At 65.4% G+C, this 15,257-nt stretch carries 17 protein-coding genes; 2 read left to right on the forward strand and 15 right to left on the reverse strand.

The window, feature by feature from the left end:
• Positions 1–623 precede the first annotated feature (623 nt).
• The 12 genes from ACK4TE_RS10285 to ACK4TE_RS10340 form a co-directional block, all read right to left on the reverse strand.
• Positions 624–971, reverse strand: a complete 348-nt coding sequence (locus ACK4TE_RS10285) for a hypothetical protein (protein WP_409911420.1) — start codon at positions 969–971, stop codon at positions 624–626.
• Positions 972–1,008: 37 nt separating this feature from the next.
• The gene (locus ACK4TE_RS10290; protein WP_409911421.1) at positions 1,009–1,596 is read right to left on the reverse strand and encodes a hypothetical protein; all 588 of its coding nucleotides are present in this window, start codon (positions 1,594–1,596) and stop codon (positions 1,009–1,011) included.
• 51 nt (positions 1,597–1,647) lie between these two features.
• Complete coding sequence (gene ftsH, locus ACK4TE_RS10295) at positions 1,648–3,564, reverse strand: ATP-dependent zinc metalloprotease FtsH (RefSeq protein WP_409911422.1); 1,917 nt, start codon at positions 3,562–3,564, stop codon at positions 1,648–1,650.
• A complete protein-coding gene (tilS, locus tag ACK4TE_RS10300; RefSeq protein WP_409911423.1) occupies positions 3,561–4,709 on the reverse strand; it encodes a tRNA lysidine(34) synthetase TilS in 1,149 nt (382 codons plus the stop codon). Before tilS ends, ftsH begins: the two co-directional genes overlap by 4 nt.
• Positions 4,697–5,632 (reverse strand): tetratricopeptide repeat protein, encoded by a 936-nt coding sequence (locus ACK4TE_RS10305; protein WP_409911424.1) that lies wholly within the window; start codon positions 5,630–5,632, stop codon positions 4,697–4,699. The genes tilS and ACK4TE_RS10305 overlap by 13 nt, the downstream gene beginning before the upstream one ends.
• Positions 5,633–5,749: 117 nt before the next feature.
• Positions 5,750–6,292 carry a peptidoglycan-associated lipoprotein Pal gene (pal, locus tag ACK4TE_RS10310; RefSeq protein ID WP_409911425.1) on the reverse strand — a complete coding sequence of 181 codons (543 nt, stop codon included), beginning with the start codon at positions 6,290–6,292 and terminating at the stop codon, positions 5,750–5,752.
• 227 nt (positions 6,293–6,519) lie between these two features.
• Positions 6,520–7,890, reverse strand: coding sequence for a Tol-Pal system beta propeller repeat protein TolB (tolB, locus tag ACK4TE_RS10315; protein ID WP_409911426.1), 1,371 nt, complete (start codon positions 7,888–7,890; stop codon positions 6,520–6,522).
• Positions 7,891–7,943: 53 nt separating this feature from the next.
• Complete coding sequence (locus ACK4TE_RS10320) at positions 7,944–8,870, reverse strand: hypothetical protein (protein WP_409911427.1); 927 nt, start codon at positions 8,868–8,870, stop codon at positions 7,944–7,946.
• A 22-nt stretch (positions 8,871–8,892) separates the two neighbouring features.
• Entirely contained in the window at positions 8,893–9,330 is a 438-nt protein-coding gene (locus tag ACK4TE_RS10325) for an ExbD/TolR family protein (RefSeq protein WP_409911428.1), read from the reverse strand.
• 6 nt (positions 9,331–9,336) lie between these two features.
• Complete coding sequence (locus ACK4TE_RS10330; protein ID WP_409911429.1) at positions 9,337–10,050, reverse strand: MotA/TolQ/ExbB proton channel family protein; 714 nt, start codon at positions 10,048–10,050, stop codon at positions 9,337–9,339.
• 242 nt (positions 10,051–10,292) lie between these two features.
• Complete coding sequence (locus tag ACK4TE_RS10335; protein WP_409911430.1) at positions 10,293–10,745, reverse strand: YbgC/FadM family acyl-CoA thioesterase; 453 nt, start codon at positions 10,743–10,745, stop codon at positions 10,293–10,295.
• Positions 10,742–11,890: a DUF3137 domain-containing protein gene (locus ACK4TE_RS10340; RefSeq protein ID WP_409911431.1), complete on the reverse strand. Its 1,149-nt coding sequence runs from the start codon at positions 11,888–11,890 to the stop codon at positions 10,742–10,744. Before ACK4TE_RS10340 ends, ACK4TE_RS10335 begins: the two co-directional genes overlap by 4 nt.
• Positions 11,891–11,966: 76 nt before the next feature.
• Between ACK4TE_RS10340 and ACK4TE_RS10345 the strand changes: the two genes are divergently transcribed.
• Positions 11,967–12,320, forward strand: a complete 354-nt coding sequence (locus ACK4TE_RS10345; protein ID WP_409911432.1) for a DUF983 domain-containing protein — start codon at positions 11,967–11,969, stop codon at positions 12,318–12,320.
• On the opposite strand, the gene ruvB is transcribed toward ACK4TE_RS10345, so the two are convergent.
• The 3 genes from ruvB to ruvC are packed head-to-tail and all read right to left on the reverse strand — an operon-like array spanning position 12,317 to position 14,468.
• The gene (gene ruvB / locus ACK4TE_RS10350) at positions 12,317–13,348 is read right to left on the reverse strand and encodes a Holliday junction branch migration DNA helicase RuvB (RefSeq protein ID WP_409911433.1); all 1,032 of its coding nucleotides are present in this window, start codon (positions 13,346–13,348) and stop codon (positions 12,317–12,319) included. The two genes, ACK4TE_RS10345 and ruvB, sit on opposite strands and share 4 nt — an antisense overlap.
• Positions 13,345–13,965, reverse strand: a complete 621-nt coding sequence (gene ruvA / locus ACK4TE_RS10355; RefSeq protein ID WP_409911434.1) for a Holliday junction branch migration protein RuvA — start codon at positions 13,963–13,965, stop codon at positions 13,345–13,347. Before ruvA ends, ruvB begins: the two co-directional genes overlap by 4 nt.
• Complete coding sequence (gene ruvC, locus ACK4TE_RS10360) at positions 13,962–14,468, reverse strand: crossover junction endodeoxyribonuclease RuvC (RefSeq protein WP_409911435.1); 507 nt, start codon at positions 14,466–14,468, stop codon at positions 13,962–13,964. The genes ruvA and ruvC overlap by 4 nt, the downstream gene beginning before the upstream one ends.
• Before the next feature lie 117 nt (positions 14,469–14,585).
• Between ruvC and ACK4TE_RS10365 the strand changes: the two genes are divergently transcribed.
• Positions 14,586–15,224, forward strand: a complete 639-nt coding sequence (locus ACK4TE_RS10365) for a class I SAM-dependent methyltransferase (protein ID WP_409911436.1) — start codon at positions 14,586–14,588, stop codon at positions 15,222–15,224.
• The last annotated feature ends 33 nt before the right edge of the window (positions 15,225–15,257 follow it).

Consider the following 15,257-nt stretch of genomic DNA (forward strand, 5'->3'; position numbering starts at 1 on the left):
GGCGTCCGGGTGCGGCTTCATCCTCCCCTGCAAAGCGGGGGAGGTGGCAGTCCGCGCAGCGGACTGACGGAGGGGGAGCCTCGTTGCACACGTTCCGCCGAGCGCAACGAAAACCGCCCTCGCCCGCCCCGCGCGCGAAAACAGCTTGTCGTCATCCCGGTTTCGCTGAAAGCGAAGACCGGGACCCAGACGTCCTTGTTCTGCCTGGCTTTCTGGATCCTGGATAACCGCTTTGCGGTTTCCGGGATGACGGCACATGGGGTGTGCACTGACATTTTCCCCCGGAAACTTGCGCGCGGGCCCTCCGGCCGGGGTTATACTCAGCTCCCCCCACACCCGTAGGCCGGATCGAGGCCAAAGGCCGAAATCCGCTCGTCCCGAGAGAAGGCGAGAAACAAACGATACGAAGTGATAAAAAATGAGAATCAATGAGAGGAAATCGGCACGGGCAATACAAAGCCTGCAACAGGATGAGGCCGTCTGGCGCGCGCACGAGAGGATTTGCGCCTACAGGAAACGCGGCTTCGGCCAAATAAAACCTGATCCGCGTCAAGCGGTTACGAAATCCGCCTCCAGTCCTTGCGCAACACCTCCGCCCACGGATCTCCGGAAAATACCCCGATTCAAGACCCCAACCTCTCCAGTTCACCCCTCAGCTTGCGGACAATCTCCTGCCGCACCTTCCAGCTGAGCCAGGCCTTGTCCATGCGGCTGAGCCAGTGCGAGTTCACCGCCGACTGCTCGCGCCCCAACTCCCGCGGCCGCTTCATCACGCGAGCCCCCAGCACATCCGCCACATGCGCCATTTCCTCGGGGCTGGCGAAATATAGCTCGTGGCCGCGTTCCTCGAGGATCCAGTAAGGGTGCCCCTTCCCCGGCGCAGGCGGGGGAAAGGGCGGATCAAACCGCGTGGCCGTGTGGAAGGCGCCGTCCAGCGGGCGGTGGACAAAGCGGCTGACCGGCGTGAACACCCGCTCTGCGCGATGCTCCAGCCGCAGGCGCAGGGCGTTACTCCCAGCCCCAGGGCGTGGGCGGCGTTTCCACGGGCTTGGACGTGTCGAACTCCACCCGCAGGAAACGCTGCGGCCGGCTGAGCTCATAGGCGAAAAGGTTCGTGGACGGATCAACCTCGACCGCCCAGACATTCGTCTTCGAGACCGGGATATTCTCGCGGTCGAACAGGTCTTTCGTCGGCTGGTCCGCCGGGAATTCCTGGCGCAGCGCATCCGCCGGCGTGGAGGCAAAGCCGCCATACTGGGTAAGCGCGTCCGGCTCTCCATCCTCATGGCGGTGGTCGTGGCGCAGCTCCCAGGCCTCGCCGACCTGCATCAGCAGCCAGGTGCGCGAATGGTCGTCGCCGACATGTAACGGAATCTGCAACGCGCCGGGCGCGCAGCCACGCACATGCATGACAATGCGCTGGGCGCGCCAGTCATCATCCTGCGCATCCGTGGTGACGATACGGCCTTCGAACGCCTTCCCGCAAAGCGGCGTGATCGCCGCCTCGAACGCGGAAGGCTGAGGCGCTTCCGGCGCAGACGCGCAGGCGGCAAGAACAAGGGCGAAAGCGGGGGCGGCTGCCAGTCTGAAAAACATGAAGCCCAGCCTATCAGGCCGGGCTTCAAAGGAAAGCGGAAACGGGCTCGCTCAGGCCGGGTTCGGCGCGGGGTCGAGGCCGCCATCGCGCGGCTTCTTGCGCTTGCCGATGACAGGCACAGCCGAGGCCGGGCCGGCATCATCATCGGAAATATCCGGACGCGACGGCGGGTTGCCCTTGAGAATCTCGGCGATCTCCTCGCCCGACAGCGTCTCATACTCGAGCAGGCCGAGCGCGACCGCTTCCCAGTCGGCGCGGTGTTCGGTCATGATCTTGCGGGCATCTTCCTTGCCCTTTTCGATCAGCTTACGGACTTCTTCCTCGATCTTGCGCGAGGTCTCTTCCGAGATGTGCGATGTCTGCATCAGCTGCTGGCCGAGGAACACATCGCCCTGGTCCGAGCCGTAATCGACCGGGCCGATAATGTCGGAATAGCCCCAGCGGGTGACCATCGCACGCGCAAGGCGGGTGGCCTGCTGGATGTCGGAAGCCGCGCCGGCGGTGACATTGTCATCGCCGAATTTCAGCTCTTCCGCCACGCGCCCGCCCATGATGATGGCAAGGCGCGAGGTCATCTCCACTTTCGACATCGACAGCTTGTCGTCTTCCGGCAGCTGCATCACCATGCCGAGGGCGCGGCCACGCGGAATGATCGTCGCCTTGTGCACGGGGTCAGCGGCGGGCACTTTCATCGCCACGATGGCATGGCCGGCTTCGTGCCAGGCGGTGAGTTCCTTTTCCTTCTCGGACATCACCATCGAGCGGCGCTCAGGCCCCATCAGAACCTTGTCCTTGGCGTCCTCGAATTCCTGCATCGCGACCACGCGCTTGCCGCGGCGGGCCGCTAGCAGGGCCGCCTCGTTGACGAGGTTTGCGAGGTCCGCACCGGAAAAGCCGGGCGTACCGCGCGCAATGGTTTTCGTCTCGACATCCTTCGCCAGCGGCACATTGCGCATGTGCACGCGCAGGATTTTCTCGCGGCCGATAATGTCCGGATTGCCGACGGTCACCTGACGGTCAAAGCGGCCGGGGCGCAGCAGCGCGGGGTCCAGCACGTCCGGGCGGTTGGTGGCCGCCATGATGATGATGCCTTCATTCGCTTCGAAGCCGTCCATCTCGACCAGCAGCTGGTTCAGCGTCTGCTCGCGCTCATCATTGCCGCCGCCGAGGCCCGCGCCGCGCGAGCGGCCGACCGCGTCGATCTCGTCGATGAAGATGATGCACGGCGCCGAACGCTTGGCCTGTTCGAACATGTCGCGCACGCGGCTCGCGCCGACGCCGACGAACATCTCGACGAAGTCAGAGCCGGAAATGGTGAAGAATGGCACGCCCGCCTCCCCCGCAACCGCGCGGGCGAGCAGCGTCTTGCCGGTGCCGGGCGGGCCGACGAGCAGCGCGCCTTTCGGGATCTTGCCGCCAAGGCGCTGGAACTTGGACGGGTCCTGAAGGAACTCGACAATCTCCTGCAGCTCTTCCTTGGCTTCATCGACGCCGGCGACGTCATCAAACGTCACGCGGCCATGCTTTTCGGTCAGGAGGCGCGCGCGGGATTTGCCGAAGCTCATCGCGCCGCGCGTGCCGCCGCCCTGCATCTGGCGCATCATGAAAAACACGAACGCGACAATCAGCACGATCGGCAGCAGCGAGAGCAGCACCGAGGCCACATTGTTGCGGCCGACATCGGCCTCGACCTTGAAGGGCACGTTATTGTCGCGCAGCACCTGCTCGGTCGTCATGTCGAGCTGGCGCACTTCGCTGATCAGTTTCTTGCCGTCGGTCGTGGTGACCATCAGCTTGGTGTCGCCCAGCGTCGCCTCGGTGATCTTGCCCTGCTGGGCGAGCGCGTAGATGTCGGACAGGCGGGCCTTGTCGGCACGGGCCACCTCAGGGTTGCCCCCCATCATCACCGCCATACCAATCACCAGGAGGGCAAGGGCGCCCCAGACGGCCAGGTTACGAACGTTCATGTCAGGTCTCGCACAAGGGAAAAGTCAGTTGCTGGCAAGATAGGAGCCAAATCCCTTAAAAACGACTCCTTTCCGCTGCCTGCGGCAATATCTTGCGAAGAATTGATGTAGAGACGCCGGAATGCCGCCATCCGGGCCCGGATTTCGCCGTCCGAAGGCGCCTGACCGGCCCGGGCCGCCTCGGGCCGCAGCAGGGTTTCAGCCTTTCCGGGTCGTAGCCGCACCCCGCCCAGGGTCGCCCCCCGGAAGCCGGGTGTCTCCAGCCGGGCCGACAGGGCCACCAGCGCTTCGGATCGGGGCGGTGTGCCGCGTCCGGACACACACTGGATCAGCACGCCCAGCGCGCGGGCCGCGCGGTCCGGCGGCAGACCCGCAAACCGGGCTGTAATTCCACCCCCTTCCTGGGATGTGACCGCGTTTCCGGTCCAGTCCGCCAGCGCCGCATCCTCGACTACCCGCAGGAGGGCGAAGCGGGCCTGCAGGGCGAGGACCCGGCCGGTCAGCCCCGGATGGCCAGCCAGCAGGGCCCGGACCCGGACCCGTTCGAAGTCCGGGTTGAGGTTGGAGGGATCCTCAGTCCAGCCCGCGCCCTGCCCTTCCAGATACCTGCGCAGCGTGCTGCGGCGGCTGCGGATCAGCGGGCGGGCAATCCACACACCTGCGCCCTCCGGCCAGACCGGCGACAGCGAGAGGTCCCGCATGCAGGCAAGGCCATACCAGCCGGAGCCCTGCCGCGCGCGGATGAGAAACGTTTCGGCCTGATCGTCCGCAGTATGCCCGGTCAGCAGCAGGTGGCCGCCTGCCGCCTTCAGCGCGCTGGCCAGCAAGGCATGCCGGGCGCGCCGCGCGGCCGACTGGCGCGGGACCGGCTCAGCCCAGCGCAGGGTCTGGTGATCGAGGTTGAGGCGCCGGGCGGCAGCGGCCACATCGTCCGCCTCCGTGGCCGAGCCTTCCCGCAGGCCGTGATCAACCGTCAGCACAAGGAGCTTCATGCCCCGGGCCGAAGCCCAGCCCGCCGCATGATGCATCAGCGCCAGCGAGTCGCTGCCGCCGGAGACGGCCAGCCCCACCGGGCCGGAAAGGATGTCGCCGGGAACTGCGCCGAGCGCGGCCGTCAGCGCGGCCTCTGGCGCTAGTTCTTGCACCCGGACCGGGTCCGCTCGACGGCGGCGAGGTCGCGCACAACCTTGGTTGCGTTCGGATACCGGCTCGGAAGTGTATCGAGAGCCTGGCAGGCCTTGGCCGGCTCGCCCAGCAGGCGCATCGACCGGGCAAGTCGCACGAACGCATCCGGTGCGCGCACATCGTCCGGGTACGAACGGATCATCGTGGTGTAGGCCTGGCCACTCTCGGCCCAGGCATTCTGCTGGTGCAGGGCTTCGCCCAGCCAGAAATAGGCTTCGGCCGCTTGCGGGTCCTTGCCGAACTTGTCGATGAAGGCCCGGTAGGCCTCTTCGGCGCCAGCATAGTCAAGGCGCAGGAAACGGGCCTTGGCTTCGGCAAACAACGGCCCGGCCTCCCCCGGCAGCTGGCTGGCCGGCAAGGTGCCGAGCGAGCCTTCCGGCAGGCCGCTGGCAGGGCCGAGCTGTGACGGGCCGGAACTGTCTATGCCCCGGCCGGCGGAGGAAGACGGCGCCGTGGCGAAGGATTGCGGCTGGTATCCGAGATTATCGGCCACCGGCTCAGCCTCTATTCCCAGCAGCGCCTGCATGGCAGCAATGGCGCGGGCCTGCTGGTCCAGCTGCTGGCGCATGGCGAGCGAATCGCGGCCCAGCGTGTCATTGTCCGTGAGCAGATCTTCATTCGACTGGCGGACCCGGCCAAGCTCGAACTCGAGGCTCTCGATCCGGCCGTTGAGAACATTCACCTGGTCTTCGAGGCGGTTGACCTTGATCAGGAGGTCGGAACTCTGCTGTCGGGCCTGATCGACCTGCGAGGCGAGGTCCCCCGTGGTCACGCCCTTGCTGATCGGCGCCCCCCGCGCCGGCACCTGCCCCGCAGTCTGCGCCGACATCGGCACCGCGAGGAGTGCGGCAATCGCAACGGTCGAAAGAACAGCTTTCATCATGGCGGGAAGTCTCCGTCAGCAGGCGGTGAGGCAGAAGCGCCGCATTAAAAAGGAACAGCCGGGGCCAAATTATGGCGCCCGGCTGCCCGAATCATCTGCTTTTCGCAGTCAGCTGAATTAGCTGGTGGCGCCCGAAACGATCTGGGTCCAGCCGTTGCGGTTGAGGGCCCAGGACTGCTCGTCCGAACCGGCAGCGAGCGGACGCTCCTTGCCATAGGACACCGTGTCGATGCGCGAGGCGCTGACGCCCTGGCTGACGAGGTATTCCTTCACCGCATTGGCGCGGCGCTCGCCGAGGGCGAGGTTGTATTCGCGGGTGCCACGCTCGTCGGCATTGCCGGCGATGAGGACACGAACGTTCGGGTAGGATTTCAGCCAGGCGGCCTGACGCTGCAGGATGGTCTGGTCTTCGGTGTCGAGACGGTACTGGTCGAGGTCGAAGAAAACGCGTTCGCCGACATTGACGCGGAAGTCTTCAAGCGAACCCGGGGCGATCGACGAGGCGACAACCGGGTCGGTTTTGACGACTTCGGTCTTCTCTTCAACCGGCTTGGTCTCTTCGACAACAGGCTTGGTGTCTTCAACTGGCTTCGGTTTCGAGGCGCAAGCGCCCGTTGCGAGAAGCGCGGCGGCTGCAGTGACTTTAAGGAAGGTTTGCATTGGTCGTTGGCTCCTAAGGATGGGACGGTGCGCTGGCGTGTTAGGAGAAGAAGATTTCCGACCCCTGAACGTTCCAACGCTATTTCCATAATCCGGCCGAATTCGGACGACAATCGCTTCTCGCACCAATTCAGGCAAAATCATGGCATCGATCAAGGAGCTAGCAGGCTGCGCGCCGGCAGCCTGCTTAATTCCTTGTAATGTGCAGTACCTGCGACAGTGTGGCCTCAGGGCAGCAGGGGCGACCAGGCCGGGTCGGACGCATCGGTCTGGGTCATCACCCGGCGCTCGTTGCGGCCGGTCAGGTCCACAGACCACAGTTCCGGGCCCGCGCCCGGGCGGTTTTCCCGGAAATACACGATCACCCGGCCGTTCGGCGACCAGTCCGGCCCTTCGACGAGGTAGGTCTCCTCGGTCAGACGGCGCTCGCCCTTGCCATCGATGCCGATGACGCCGACCGAGAATTTGCCGCCTTCCTGCTTGGTGAAGGCAATCAGGTCCCCGCGCGGCGACCAGACCGGCGTAGAATAGCGCCCCTTGCCGAAGGTGATGCGGCAGGCCTTGTCCCGCCCTCCCGAGGGGCAGGACCGCTCCGAACCATCCGCGTTCATGATGTAGAGCTGCGGCGTGCCGCCCCGGTCGGAATTGAACACGATCGACTTGCCGTCCGGCGACATCGACGGGGACGTATCGATGCCCGGATGGTCCGTCAGCTTGGTCGTCACCCGTGTGCGCAGGTTCATGATGTGGATGTCGGTATTGCCGCGCTGCGCCTGGCTGAGCAGCACGTTCTGGCCATCCATCGAGAAGCGCGGCGCAAACGCCATGCCGGGGAAGTTGCCCAGCAATTCCTGGCGCCCCGTCTCGATATTGAAGAGGTACACCCGCAGCCGCTGGTCCTCGAGCGACATGTAGGTGATTTCCTGCGCCGAGGGGCTGAAGCGCGGCGTGACGACGGTTGAGCGGCCAGCCGTCAGGTACTGCTGGTTGGCGCCGTCGCTATCCATGATGGCGAGCCGCTTGACACGCGCAGTCTTCGGGCCGGTCTCGGCGATGTAGACGATGCGCGAGTCGAAATACGGATCCTCGCCGGTCAGGCGGGAATAGATCGAGTCGGCCAGCTTGTGCGCGATGCGGCGCCAGTTCTCCGGAGTCGTCGTCAGCCGGCGGCCCGGCTCACCATTGATGCGCATCAGTTCGCCGCCATAGATGTCCCAGAGGCGGAAGGAGACCGCGATCTTGCCATCCGGCAGCGTCTCGAACGCGCCGACAACCAGCCCGTCCGTGCGGATGATCTTCCAATCCGCAAAGCGCGGCTCGGCATTGATCGTGAGATCCCGCTGAATGAAGGAGCCGGGATTCTGCAGGTCGAACAGGCCGGTGGAGGCAAGGTCAGCCCGCACGACATCGGCAATCTGCTTGGCGAGACCGTTATCGGCGCCCGTCACCTGGAAGTCCGGGATCGCGATCGGGGTCGGCTTGAAATTGCCTTCGTCGATCCGCACCCGAAGCTGCGCCGAGGCGGGCAGCACGAGGCCCAGCGCGATCAGCGCCGCCGCAACGAAGCGGAGCAGGTAGCTCATGGCCTTATGTGTCATGCGTTCAAACTCCTTCTGACTTTCCCGCAGGCGCCGCAGACGCGGCCACCGCTTTAACTGTTCATCATCTCTTTGCCAAAGACGACATCGATTTCCCGCCATTGCTCATACTGCTCATCCGGCAGCCTGAGGCGGCGTTCTGCGAAAAACTTCCGGGCCGCGCCGAGCGCGCGGTCCACGGCAATCCCCTTGCGGCCAACCGGGCGCCGGGACGGATTGACCAACTCCACATCCGAGGACAGCGAGCCGTCGCGGTTGAGTTTCAGGCGGACCGTCACTTCGATCTGGTCTTCCGCCGGCAGGTCGGACACATCCGTCCAGAAACTGCGCATCTCGCGCCGGACATAGGCCTGCAGCGAGGCAGTGCTGGCCGAACGGTCCCCTGCCCCCTGCCGGTCGCGGTCGGCATTGTTGAGCACCGGACGATCCGCCTCCTGGGTGGAGGCCTGGCGCGTATCAGTCTGGCGCCGGTCCTTCAGAACCTTGTCGATGTCGTTCAGGAAATCGAGATCGTCCTTCTTCTTTTCCGGCTTCGGCGGCTCTTTCTTGATCAGGGGCTCCTCCTTCTTCGGAGGCGGCTCCTTTTTCGGTTCAGGTTTTTTTGGCTCTTCCTTTTTCGGTTCCGGATCAGGGAGCGGCACTTCCTCTTCCGGCTCCTCGGGCTGGGCTTCCTCCGGCGGAGGCTCCGGCTCAGCTTCGGGAAGTTCAGCGGCAGGCTCTTCCGGCTTCGGCTCCGGCGCCTTGCTCATGGCACTGACATTCGAGACGAGCCCGACATCTTCGAAATCGATCGGCAGTTCCGTCGAGGTCGCACAGTGCGGCAGCGCCATGATGATCTCGATCGAGCGGATGCCGGGATTGTCGCGCCGCAGCTTCTCGATTGAACGGTCGCATTCCGACTGTTCCGACGGCCACGACATGACAGCCAGTGCCAGCACGCTGGCATGGACCAGGGTCGAGACTGCGAAGCCGCGGATCATCCGGTGTGCGTCTCCTTCTGCCTCAGCGTTTCTGCTCGGTGATGAAGGACATGCGCGTATAGCCCGCGCGGCGCACCTCGGCGGTGACTTCCATTACCCGCCCATAAGGCACGCTCTGGTCGGCATACAGGTAGACCTGCTTGTCATAGCCCTCGCCGACGATGGCCGAGAGCTGCGCGGCGAGGTTGGCCGTATCGATTTCCGTCTGCTGGACATAGACCCTGCCGTCCTCGCGGATCCAGAGCGTCAGCGGCGCGTCATTCGCTTCCGCGCGCAGCGGCGCAGAGGTTGTCTTCGGCAGGTTCACCTGCTCGCCCCGGATCAGCAGCGGCGCCGTGACCATGAACACGATCAGCAGCACCAGCATGACATCCACAAACGGGGTCACGTTGATCTCGGCATTCAGGGCGCGCCGGCCGCGCCGCCCGCCTTTTCCGCCGGAACCGAGGATGAGACCCATGGCGCCCTAGTCCCGCGTTGCATCGGAAGCCCGGCGCGACAGGCGCACGAGGACATCCTGGGAGAAGGTGTCGAGCTGGTCGGCCAGCTTGGTCACGTCGGAGGTGAACTTGTTGTAGAAGATCACCGCCGGGATGGCTGCAACGAGGCCGAGGCCGGTGGCGAAAAGCGCTTCGGCAATCGGTCCGGCGACCGTGCCGAGGCTCGTGTCCTGCGCTTCGGCAATATTGAGGAAGGCGTTCATAATGCCCCAGACCGTGCCGAACAGGCCGATAAAGGGCGAGGCCGAGCCGATGCTTGCGAGGATCGAGAGGCCGTTCGAGGCCCGGCTGACTTCCCGGTCGACTGCGGCCCGCATGGACCGCTCGGCCCGGCTCACTAGCGCGGCGGCCTCGGACGGGGTGGGCACACTCTTGCCGGCATCCTGCCATTCGCGGGAGGCCGAGACGAAGACGCGGCTCGCGGGGTCCTTGCCCCCCTGCCCCGGGCGCAGGTCGAACTCCCCGGCGCGGCCGCTCCAGAAGGCCTCCTCAAAATCGCGCGAGGCTTTCTTGAGCGCGCCCAGCGAGAACCACTTCTCACCGATCACCACCCAGGACCAGACCGAGGAGATCAGCAGGATGAGCAGCACGATCTTGACGACGATGTCCGCCTCGCCAAGCAGCGATATGAGGGAGAATTCGGCGCTGCGGTCGATCGTGCCGAGGGCGTCGTTTTCCATGAAAGGCAGGTCTCCAGAATTTAATCCGGGCAATGGGCCCCGGAGGCGTGACAATAACAGGATCAGGGCCGTGTCCGCGCAGGCAAGCCCCGCGTCAAGGCCCTTCTTTCCAGCCCAAATCCGGCAGAAACACGGCGCATGCCGCGCTTTGCGCAGTCACATAGGGGTTATGGGGTAAGGGTTAAGACTTCATGGCAAATTGTTAACCCGCGCGCTGCGCAAACCTGCAGCACCGTCTGCAGTCAACCCTGCCAGCGATAGGGCTCAAGCTGATCCACGATTTCCCGGATCGGGCGGCGCAGGCGGCCATCGGCATGGATCATCACGGCGGTGATATCGGCCTCGGCAATCACCTCCCCGTCCCTAAGGCAGGCCTGCGCGAAGCGGATGCGCGGCCCGTCCATCCCGAGATAGCGGGTCCGGATGTGCAGGAGGTCGTCCACCTTGCCGGGCTTGCGATAGGTGACGTTGACATTGGTCAGCGTGAACGCTGCAGGGTCTTCCCGCGCCAGCAGCGACTGGTGCGAGACCCCGGCATCGCGCAGATGGTCCGACCGGCCCCGCTCGAAGAAGCGCAGGTAATTGGCATGGTAGACCATGCCGGTGAAGTCGGTGTCTTCGTAATAGACGCGCACCGCGATCCAGTGCTGGCGCTCGGCGTCGAAATTCGGCGGATCAAGAGACGGCAGGCTCATGCCCCGCCCGTATCAGACTTTCTCGCGACCATGAAGGCATGCGCGAGCGTATCCACCAGCGCCAGTGCTTCGGCGATGTCAGTATAGGTCGCGCGGATCGTCTCGTCGCTCCACACCCCGCTCAGCAGGTCAACGATCTGGAACCGGTTGGCGGCGCTCTCGAAGTCAAACACCAGATGCCCGCCGCGCGCCACTGCGCGGAACTTGCCGCCATGCGCGAGCTCGATCACCCGCTCGATGACGGCCGGATTGAACAGGGCCCGCGCCTCAACCTGGTCGGAGGCCCGCAGCCGGTAGAGCGCATCGAACGCCTTCGGTCCAAGATCGACATCCTGCAGCGCCGGCTCGCCCGGATGGGCCGGCCAGCCGGTCTTCCGCGAACGCAGCTGCGTCACGCCGTGCAGGCGCAGCGGAGCTTCGAGCACGACGACCAGATGATACACATCCGGCGCCTCGTCGACCTTCTCCACCCATTCGAACATCTCGAACCGGATGCCCCGGCGCGTGCCCTGGAAGCCGTCTTCCAGCTGCATCATGCCCGCAGCCTGTTCGGCATAGAGCTTCTTCTGTTCTGGCGTGCCGACCACATGAACATTCGCGGCAATCAGCAGCCCGGAATCGCGGACGACCGCCACCGCGTCATTCATACCGCCCGCCTCGTTCAGCGTCTTCTCCGCCTCGCGCAGCACAGCCGGAGCCCAGCTCTGCTTCGCGATCCATTCGAGCCCCTTCGGCGCCCCGCCCGGCGCCGGCACGAAGCTCAGCCCCAGCGGCCGGGCCATCGCGCGGACCGCCTCTGCCTTCAGGCCCAGGCGCACCTGCGCCTCGGCAAACACCGCGGCAATCTTGTTGCGCGCGAGGAACAGTCCCGCGCCCATGTAGAAGATGAACAGCACCGGAAACAGGAAGAACTGAAGGAATATCCAGGCACCGCTGTCCGGCAGATAGGCATCGATCAGCATGAAGGTGGCGCCGAACAGGAAGAACGGCACGATCATGAAGGCCGACAGGTTCTTCATCTGCGCTTTCGGGTCCGCCGATGCCGGCACGACACGCGCCAGCACCGGCTCCACCTCGCGCGCCGAAAGCGCGCGGGCGCCGGCAAAGCCTTCTGTCTGTTCGATTTCGTCCCAGCTCTTCGCCATGTACCCCGCTTAACAGACACCGCCTGCGGCGTCATCCCGGATCGCGGAAGCGCGCGCGCCGTGGCAGGATCGGGACATGGCCCTGCCCCCTTCCCTCATATCGGTGCTTCGCGGCATGCGCCTGAAATGCCCGGCTTGCGGACATGGGCGCCTGTTTTCGGGATACCTGAAACAGCCACCGCACTGCGACGCCTGCGGCGCTTTGACCGGCGCAATTGCCGCCGAAGACGGCCCGCCCTGGCTGACCGTGCTGATGCTGGGGCCTTTGCTGGCCGCGCTCACCTTTATCGCCGCGCGTCACGAGACCTGGCCGCTCTGGATCAGGCTTGCCGGGCTGGGCGTGTTCGCGATTGGCGCCGTGCTCGTCATGCTGCCACGCGTGAAAGGCGGGCTGATCGGCGCGCTGTGGACGATGCGGACGAAAGACTAGTCTTCGTCCGTGAACAGAGCGTTTTGCTGACCGTTGGGCGCCTTCAACCCGAGGCGCTCATACGCCAGCGGCGCCGCCACCCGGCCGCGCGGTGTGCGGGCGACATAGCCTTTCTGCATCAGGTAAGGCTCGATAACATCTTCCACCGCATCGCGCGCCTCACTGAGCGCCGCCGCCAGCGTATCAGCGCCGACCGGGCCCCCGGCATAAGTGCGCACCAGCGCATGCAGGTAGCGCCGGTCGAGCGCATCGAGGCCATCCGTATCAATCTCGAGCCGCTTCAGCGCGCGGTCCGCCGCGGGCTTGTCGATCGTCTCGCCTTCCGCCTCGGCAAAGTCGCGCACCCGGCGCAGGAGGCGCAGCGCGATGCGCGGCGTGCCCCGCGCCCGGCCCGCAATCTCGACCGCGCCTTCCTCCGTGATCGGAGCACCGAGCTTGCGCGCTGCCGCCATCACGATACGCGCAAGGTCCTCCGGCTCATAGAAATCGAGGCGCACCGGAATGCCGAACCGGTCACGCAGCGGCGTCGCCAGCAGGCCCGCGCGCGTGGTGGCGCCCACCAGCGTGAAGGGCGACAGATCCAGCCGCACAGAACGCGCCGCAGGCCCCTCCCCGATCACGATGTCGAGCGCATAATCCTCCATCGCCGGATAGAGGATTTCTTCCACAATCGCCGGCAATCGGTGGATCTCGTCGATGAACAGCACATCATTGGGCTCGAGATTCGTCAGGATCGCGGCAAGGTCGCCCGGCCGCGCGATGACCGGGCCGGATGTCGCGCGGAAGCCGACACCCATCTCGCGCGCGAGAATTTGCGCCAGCGTCGTCTTGCCCAGCCCCGGCGGCCCGAACAGCAGCACATGGTCCAGCGCTTCCTTCCGCCCGCGCGCAGCCTCGACATAAACCTTCAGGTTCGCCTTCGCCTTGCGCTGGCCGACATAATCCTCAAACGTCTGTGGACGGAGCGCCCGGTCCAGCGCATCTGGCCCTTGCGCGTTCGGATCAGCGAGGGAGTCGCGACGGCTCATCGCGCCAACTCCTTCAGCGCGCCCTTCACAAGCAGGCCAACCTCATCCGCGCCGTTCTTCGCTGCGGTCGCCACTGCCTTCGCGGCTTCCGACTGGCCATAGCCGAGATTGACGAGTGCGCTTATCGCTTCGGCGCGCGGGCCGGTGCCGCCCGCGACAGGCGCAGACGCAAGCCCCGCCACCGCCGCCACTTCAAATTTTCCGAACCGCCCCATCGGCGGCGCCTTGCCGGCGAGTTCCGTGATGATCCGTTCACCGAGCTTCTTGCCGATGCCCTTGGCGCGCGTGAACGCCCCGGAATCGCCGAGCGCGATAGCATCCATGATCTCCGCCGGCGAGAGTCCGTCCAGAATAGCCAGCGCCGACTTGCCCGCCACGCCCGGCACATCCTGCAACCGCACGAACCAGGCGCGCTCCTCATCCGTGGCAAAGGCGAACATCGTGATCGAGGCTTCAGTGACGCGCGTCTCGACCTGCACCGTCACGCGGTCGCCCGCCTGCAGTTTCGCCAGCAGCCGCGTGCCCGCGAGCGCAACATAGCCGACCCCGTTCACGTCGATCAGCAGATGGTCGAGCCCGATGGCCGCCACTTCTCCGGTGAGACGCCCGATAATCATGCCGCCCCCCTTTTCCGAAGCTCCGCAGGCAGATGATGCGCGGTGCAGATGGCGCAGGCGAGCGCGTCGGCGGCATCCAGCTTCATCTCCCCTGCCCTCGGCAGCAGCCGCTGCACCATGAACATCACCTGGTCCTTGTCCGCCGTGCCGGTGCCGACCACCGTCAGCTTGATCTGGCGCGGCGCGAATTCCGAAACAAGGATGCCCGCCATCGCAAGCGCCGCCATCGCCGCGCCGCGCGCCTGCCCCAGCTTCAGCGCCGCGCGCGGGTTTGCGTTCACCAGCGTTTCCTCGACGCCCGCCGCATCCGGCTGGTAATGGCGCGCCAGCTCGCCAACGCATTCGAAGATTTCAGCAAGCCGTTCGGCCATCGAATTCTCAGTCGCCGCCGAGATCACGCCATGCGCGACATGGGAAAGCCGCATGCCACTCTGCTCGATCACGCCCCAGCCCGTATGGCGGAGACCGGGGTCGATGCCGAGGATGCGAATCGTTGCGCTCATGTCGCCCACCCTAGCAGCGGCAGGGGTTAAAGACAGCTTGCCATTTTCACTTTTTGTTCGCCCGCCGCCCCAAGACGCCGTCACACCGGGCTGCTAAGGCAGCCCCAGGAGGACCCCATGACCGCACATGATCCCAGCACCCGCTTCTGGAACAAGACCGCGCGCAAATACGCCGCCAGCGCCATCGGCGACCCCGCCGGCTTCGAACGCACGCTCGAGCGCGTCCGCATGCTGGTCCCGGCGGGTAGCGCAATGTTTGAATTCGGCTGCGGCACCGGCACGGCGGCGCTGAAACTCGCCCCCCATGCCGGCCACATCCTCGCCACCGATATCTCCGAGGAGATGATCACCATCGCCCGCGAAAAGGCCGCCGCCGAAAGCGTCTCCAACGTGTCTTTCGAGGTGGGCACGGCGGAGGACCCGCGCTGGGGCGAAAGCCGGTTTGACGCCGCACTCGGCTTCAACATCCTGCATCTCGTACCAAACCGGCCCGCCGCCCTCGCCGGCATCCACCGTCTGCTGAAGCCCGGCGGCCTGTTCCTTTCCAAATCGGTCAGCCTTGCCGAAATGAACCCGGTGATCCGCCTCGCCGTTCCGCTGATGCGTGCCCTCGGCCAGGCGCCCTATGTCGCCACGGTTACCGAAGCCACGCTCGTCTCGGAAATCGAGGCTACCGGCTTCCAGATCGAAAGCCGCGAGCGCCATGCCATGAAAGGCAAGGATGTCCGCCCGGTGATCATCGCCCGCAAGGTGTGACACAAAAAAGGCCGCAGGAGCCCGAAGGTTCCC

The sequence above is a fragment of the Hyphomonas sp. genome, assembly GCF_046313975.1.
GTDB lineage: Bacteria > Pseudomonadota > Alphaproteobacteria > Caulobacterales > Hyphomonadaceae > Hyphomonas.

Bases quoted from the DNA above. Each gene is read 5' to 3' on its own strand.
- ACK4TE_RS10290 (WP_409911421.1), bottom strand. From the start codon at position 1,596: ATGTTTTTCAGACTGGCAGCCGCCCCCGCTTTCGCCCTTGTTCTTGCC.
- ACK4TE_RS10335 (WP_409911430.1), bottom strand. From the start codon at position 10,745: ATGAGCCTGCCGTCTCTTGATCCGCCGAATTTCGACGCCGAGCGCCAG.
- ACK4TE_RS10340 (WP_409911431.1), bottom strand. From the start codon at position 11,890: ATGGCGAAGAGCTGGGACGAAATCGAACAGACAGAAGGCTTTGCCGGC.
- ACK4TE_RS10365 (WP_409911436.1), top strand. From the start codon at position 14,586: ATGACCGCACATGATCCCAGCACCCGCTTCTGGAACAAGACCGCGCGC.
- pal (WP_409911425.1), bottom strand. From the start codon at position 6,292: ATGCAAACCTTCCTTAAAGTCACTGCAGCCGCCGCGCTTCTCGCAACG.
- ACK4TE_RS10345 (WP_409911432.1), top strand. From the start codon at position 11,967: ATGGCCCTGCCCCCTTCCCTCATATCGGTGCTTCGCGGCATGCGCCTG.
- ACK4TE_RS10320 (WP_409911427.1), bottom strand. From the start codon at position 8,870: ATGATCCGCGGCTTCGCAGTCTCGACCCTGGTCCATGCCAGCGTGCTG.
- ACK4TE_RS10330 (WP_409911429.1), bottom strand. From the start codon at position 10,050: ATGGAAAACGACGCCCTCGGCACGATCGACCGCAGCGCCGAATTCTCC.
- ACK4TE_RS10325 (WP_409911428.1), bottom strand. From the start codon at position 9,330: ATGGGTCTCATCCTCGGTTCCGGCGGAAAAGGCGGGCGGCGCGGCCGG.
- ruvA (WP_409911434.1), bottom strand. From the start codon at position 13,965: ATGATTATCGGGCGTCTCACCGGAGAAGTGGCGGCCATCGGGCTCGAC.
- tolB (WP_409911426.1), bottom strand. From the start codon at position 7,890: ATGACACATAAGGCCATGAGCTACCTGCTCCGCTTCGTTGCGGCGGCG.
- ftsH (WP_409911422.1), bottom strand. From the start codon at position 3,564: ATGAACGTTCGTAACCTGGCCGTCTGGGGCGCCCTTGCCCTCCTGGTG.
- ruvC (WP_409911435.1), bottom strand. From the start codon at position 14,468: ATGAGCGCAACGATTCGCATCCTCGGCATCGACCCCGGTCTCCGCCAT.
- ruvB (WP_409911433.1), bottom strand. From the start codon at position 13,348: ATGAGCCGTCGCGACTCCCTCGCTGATCCGAACGCGCAAGGGCCAGAT.
- ACK4TE_RS10305 (WP_409911424.1), bottom strand. From the start codon at position 5,632: ATGATGAAAGCTGTTCTTTCGACCGTTGCGATTGCCGCACTCCTCGCG.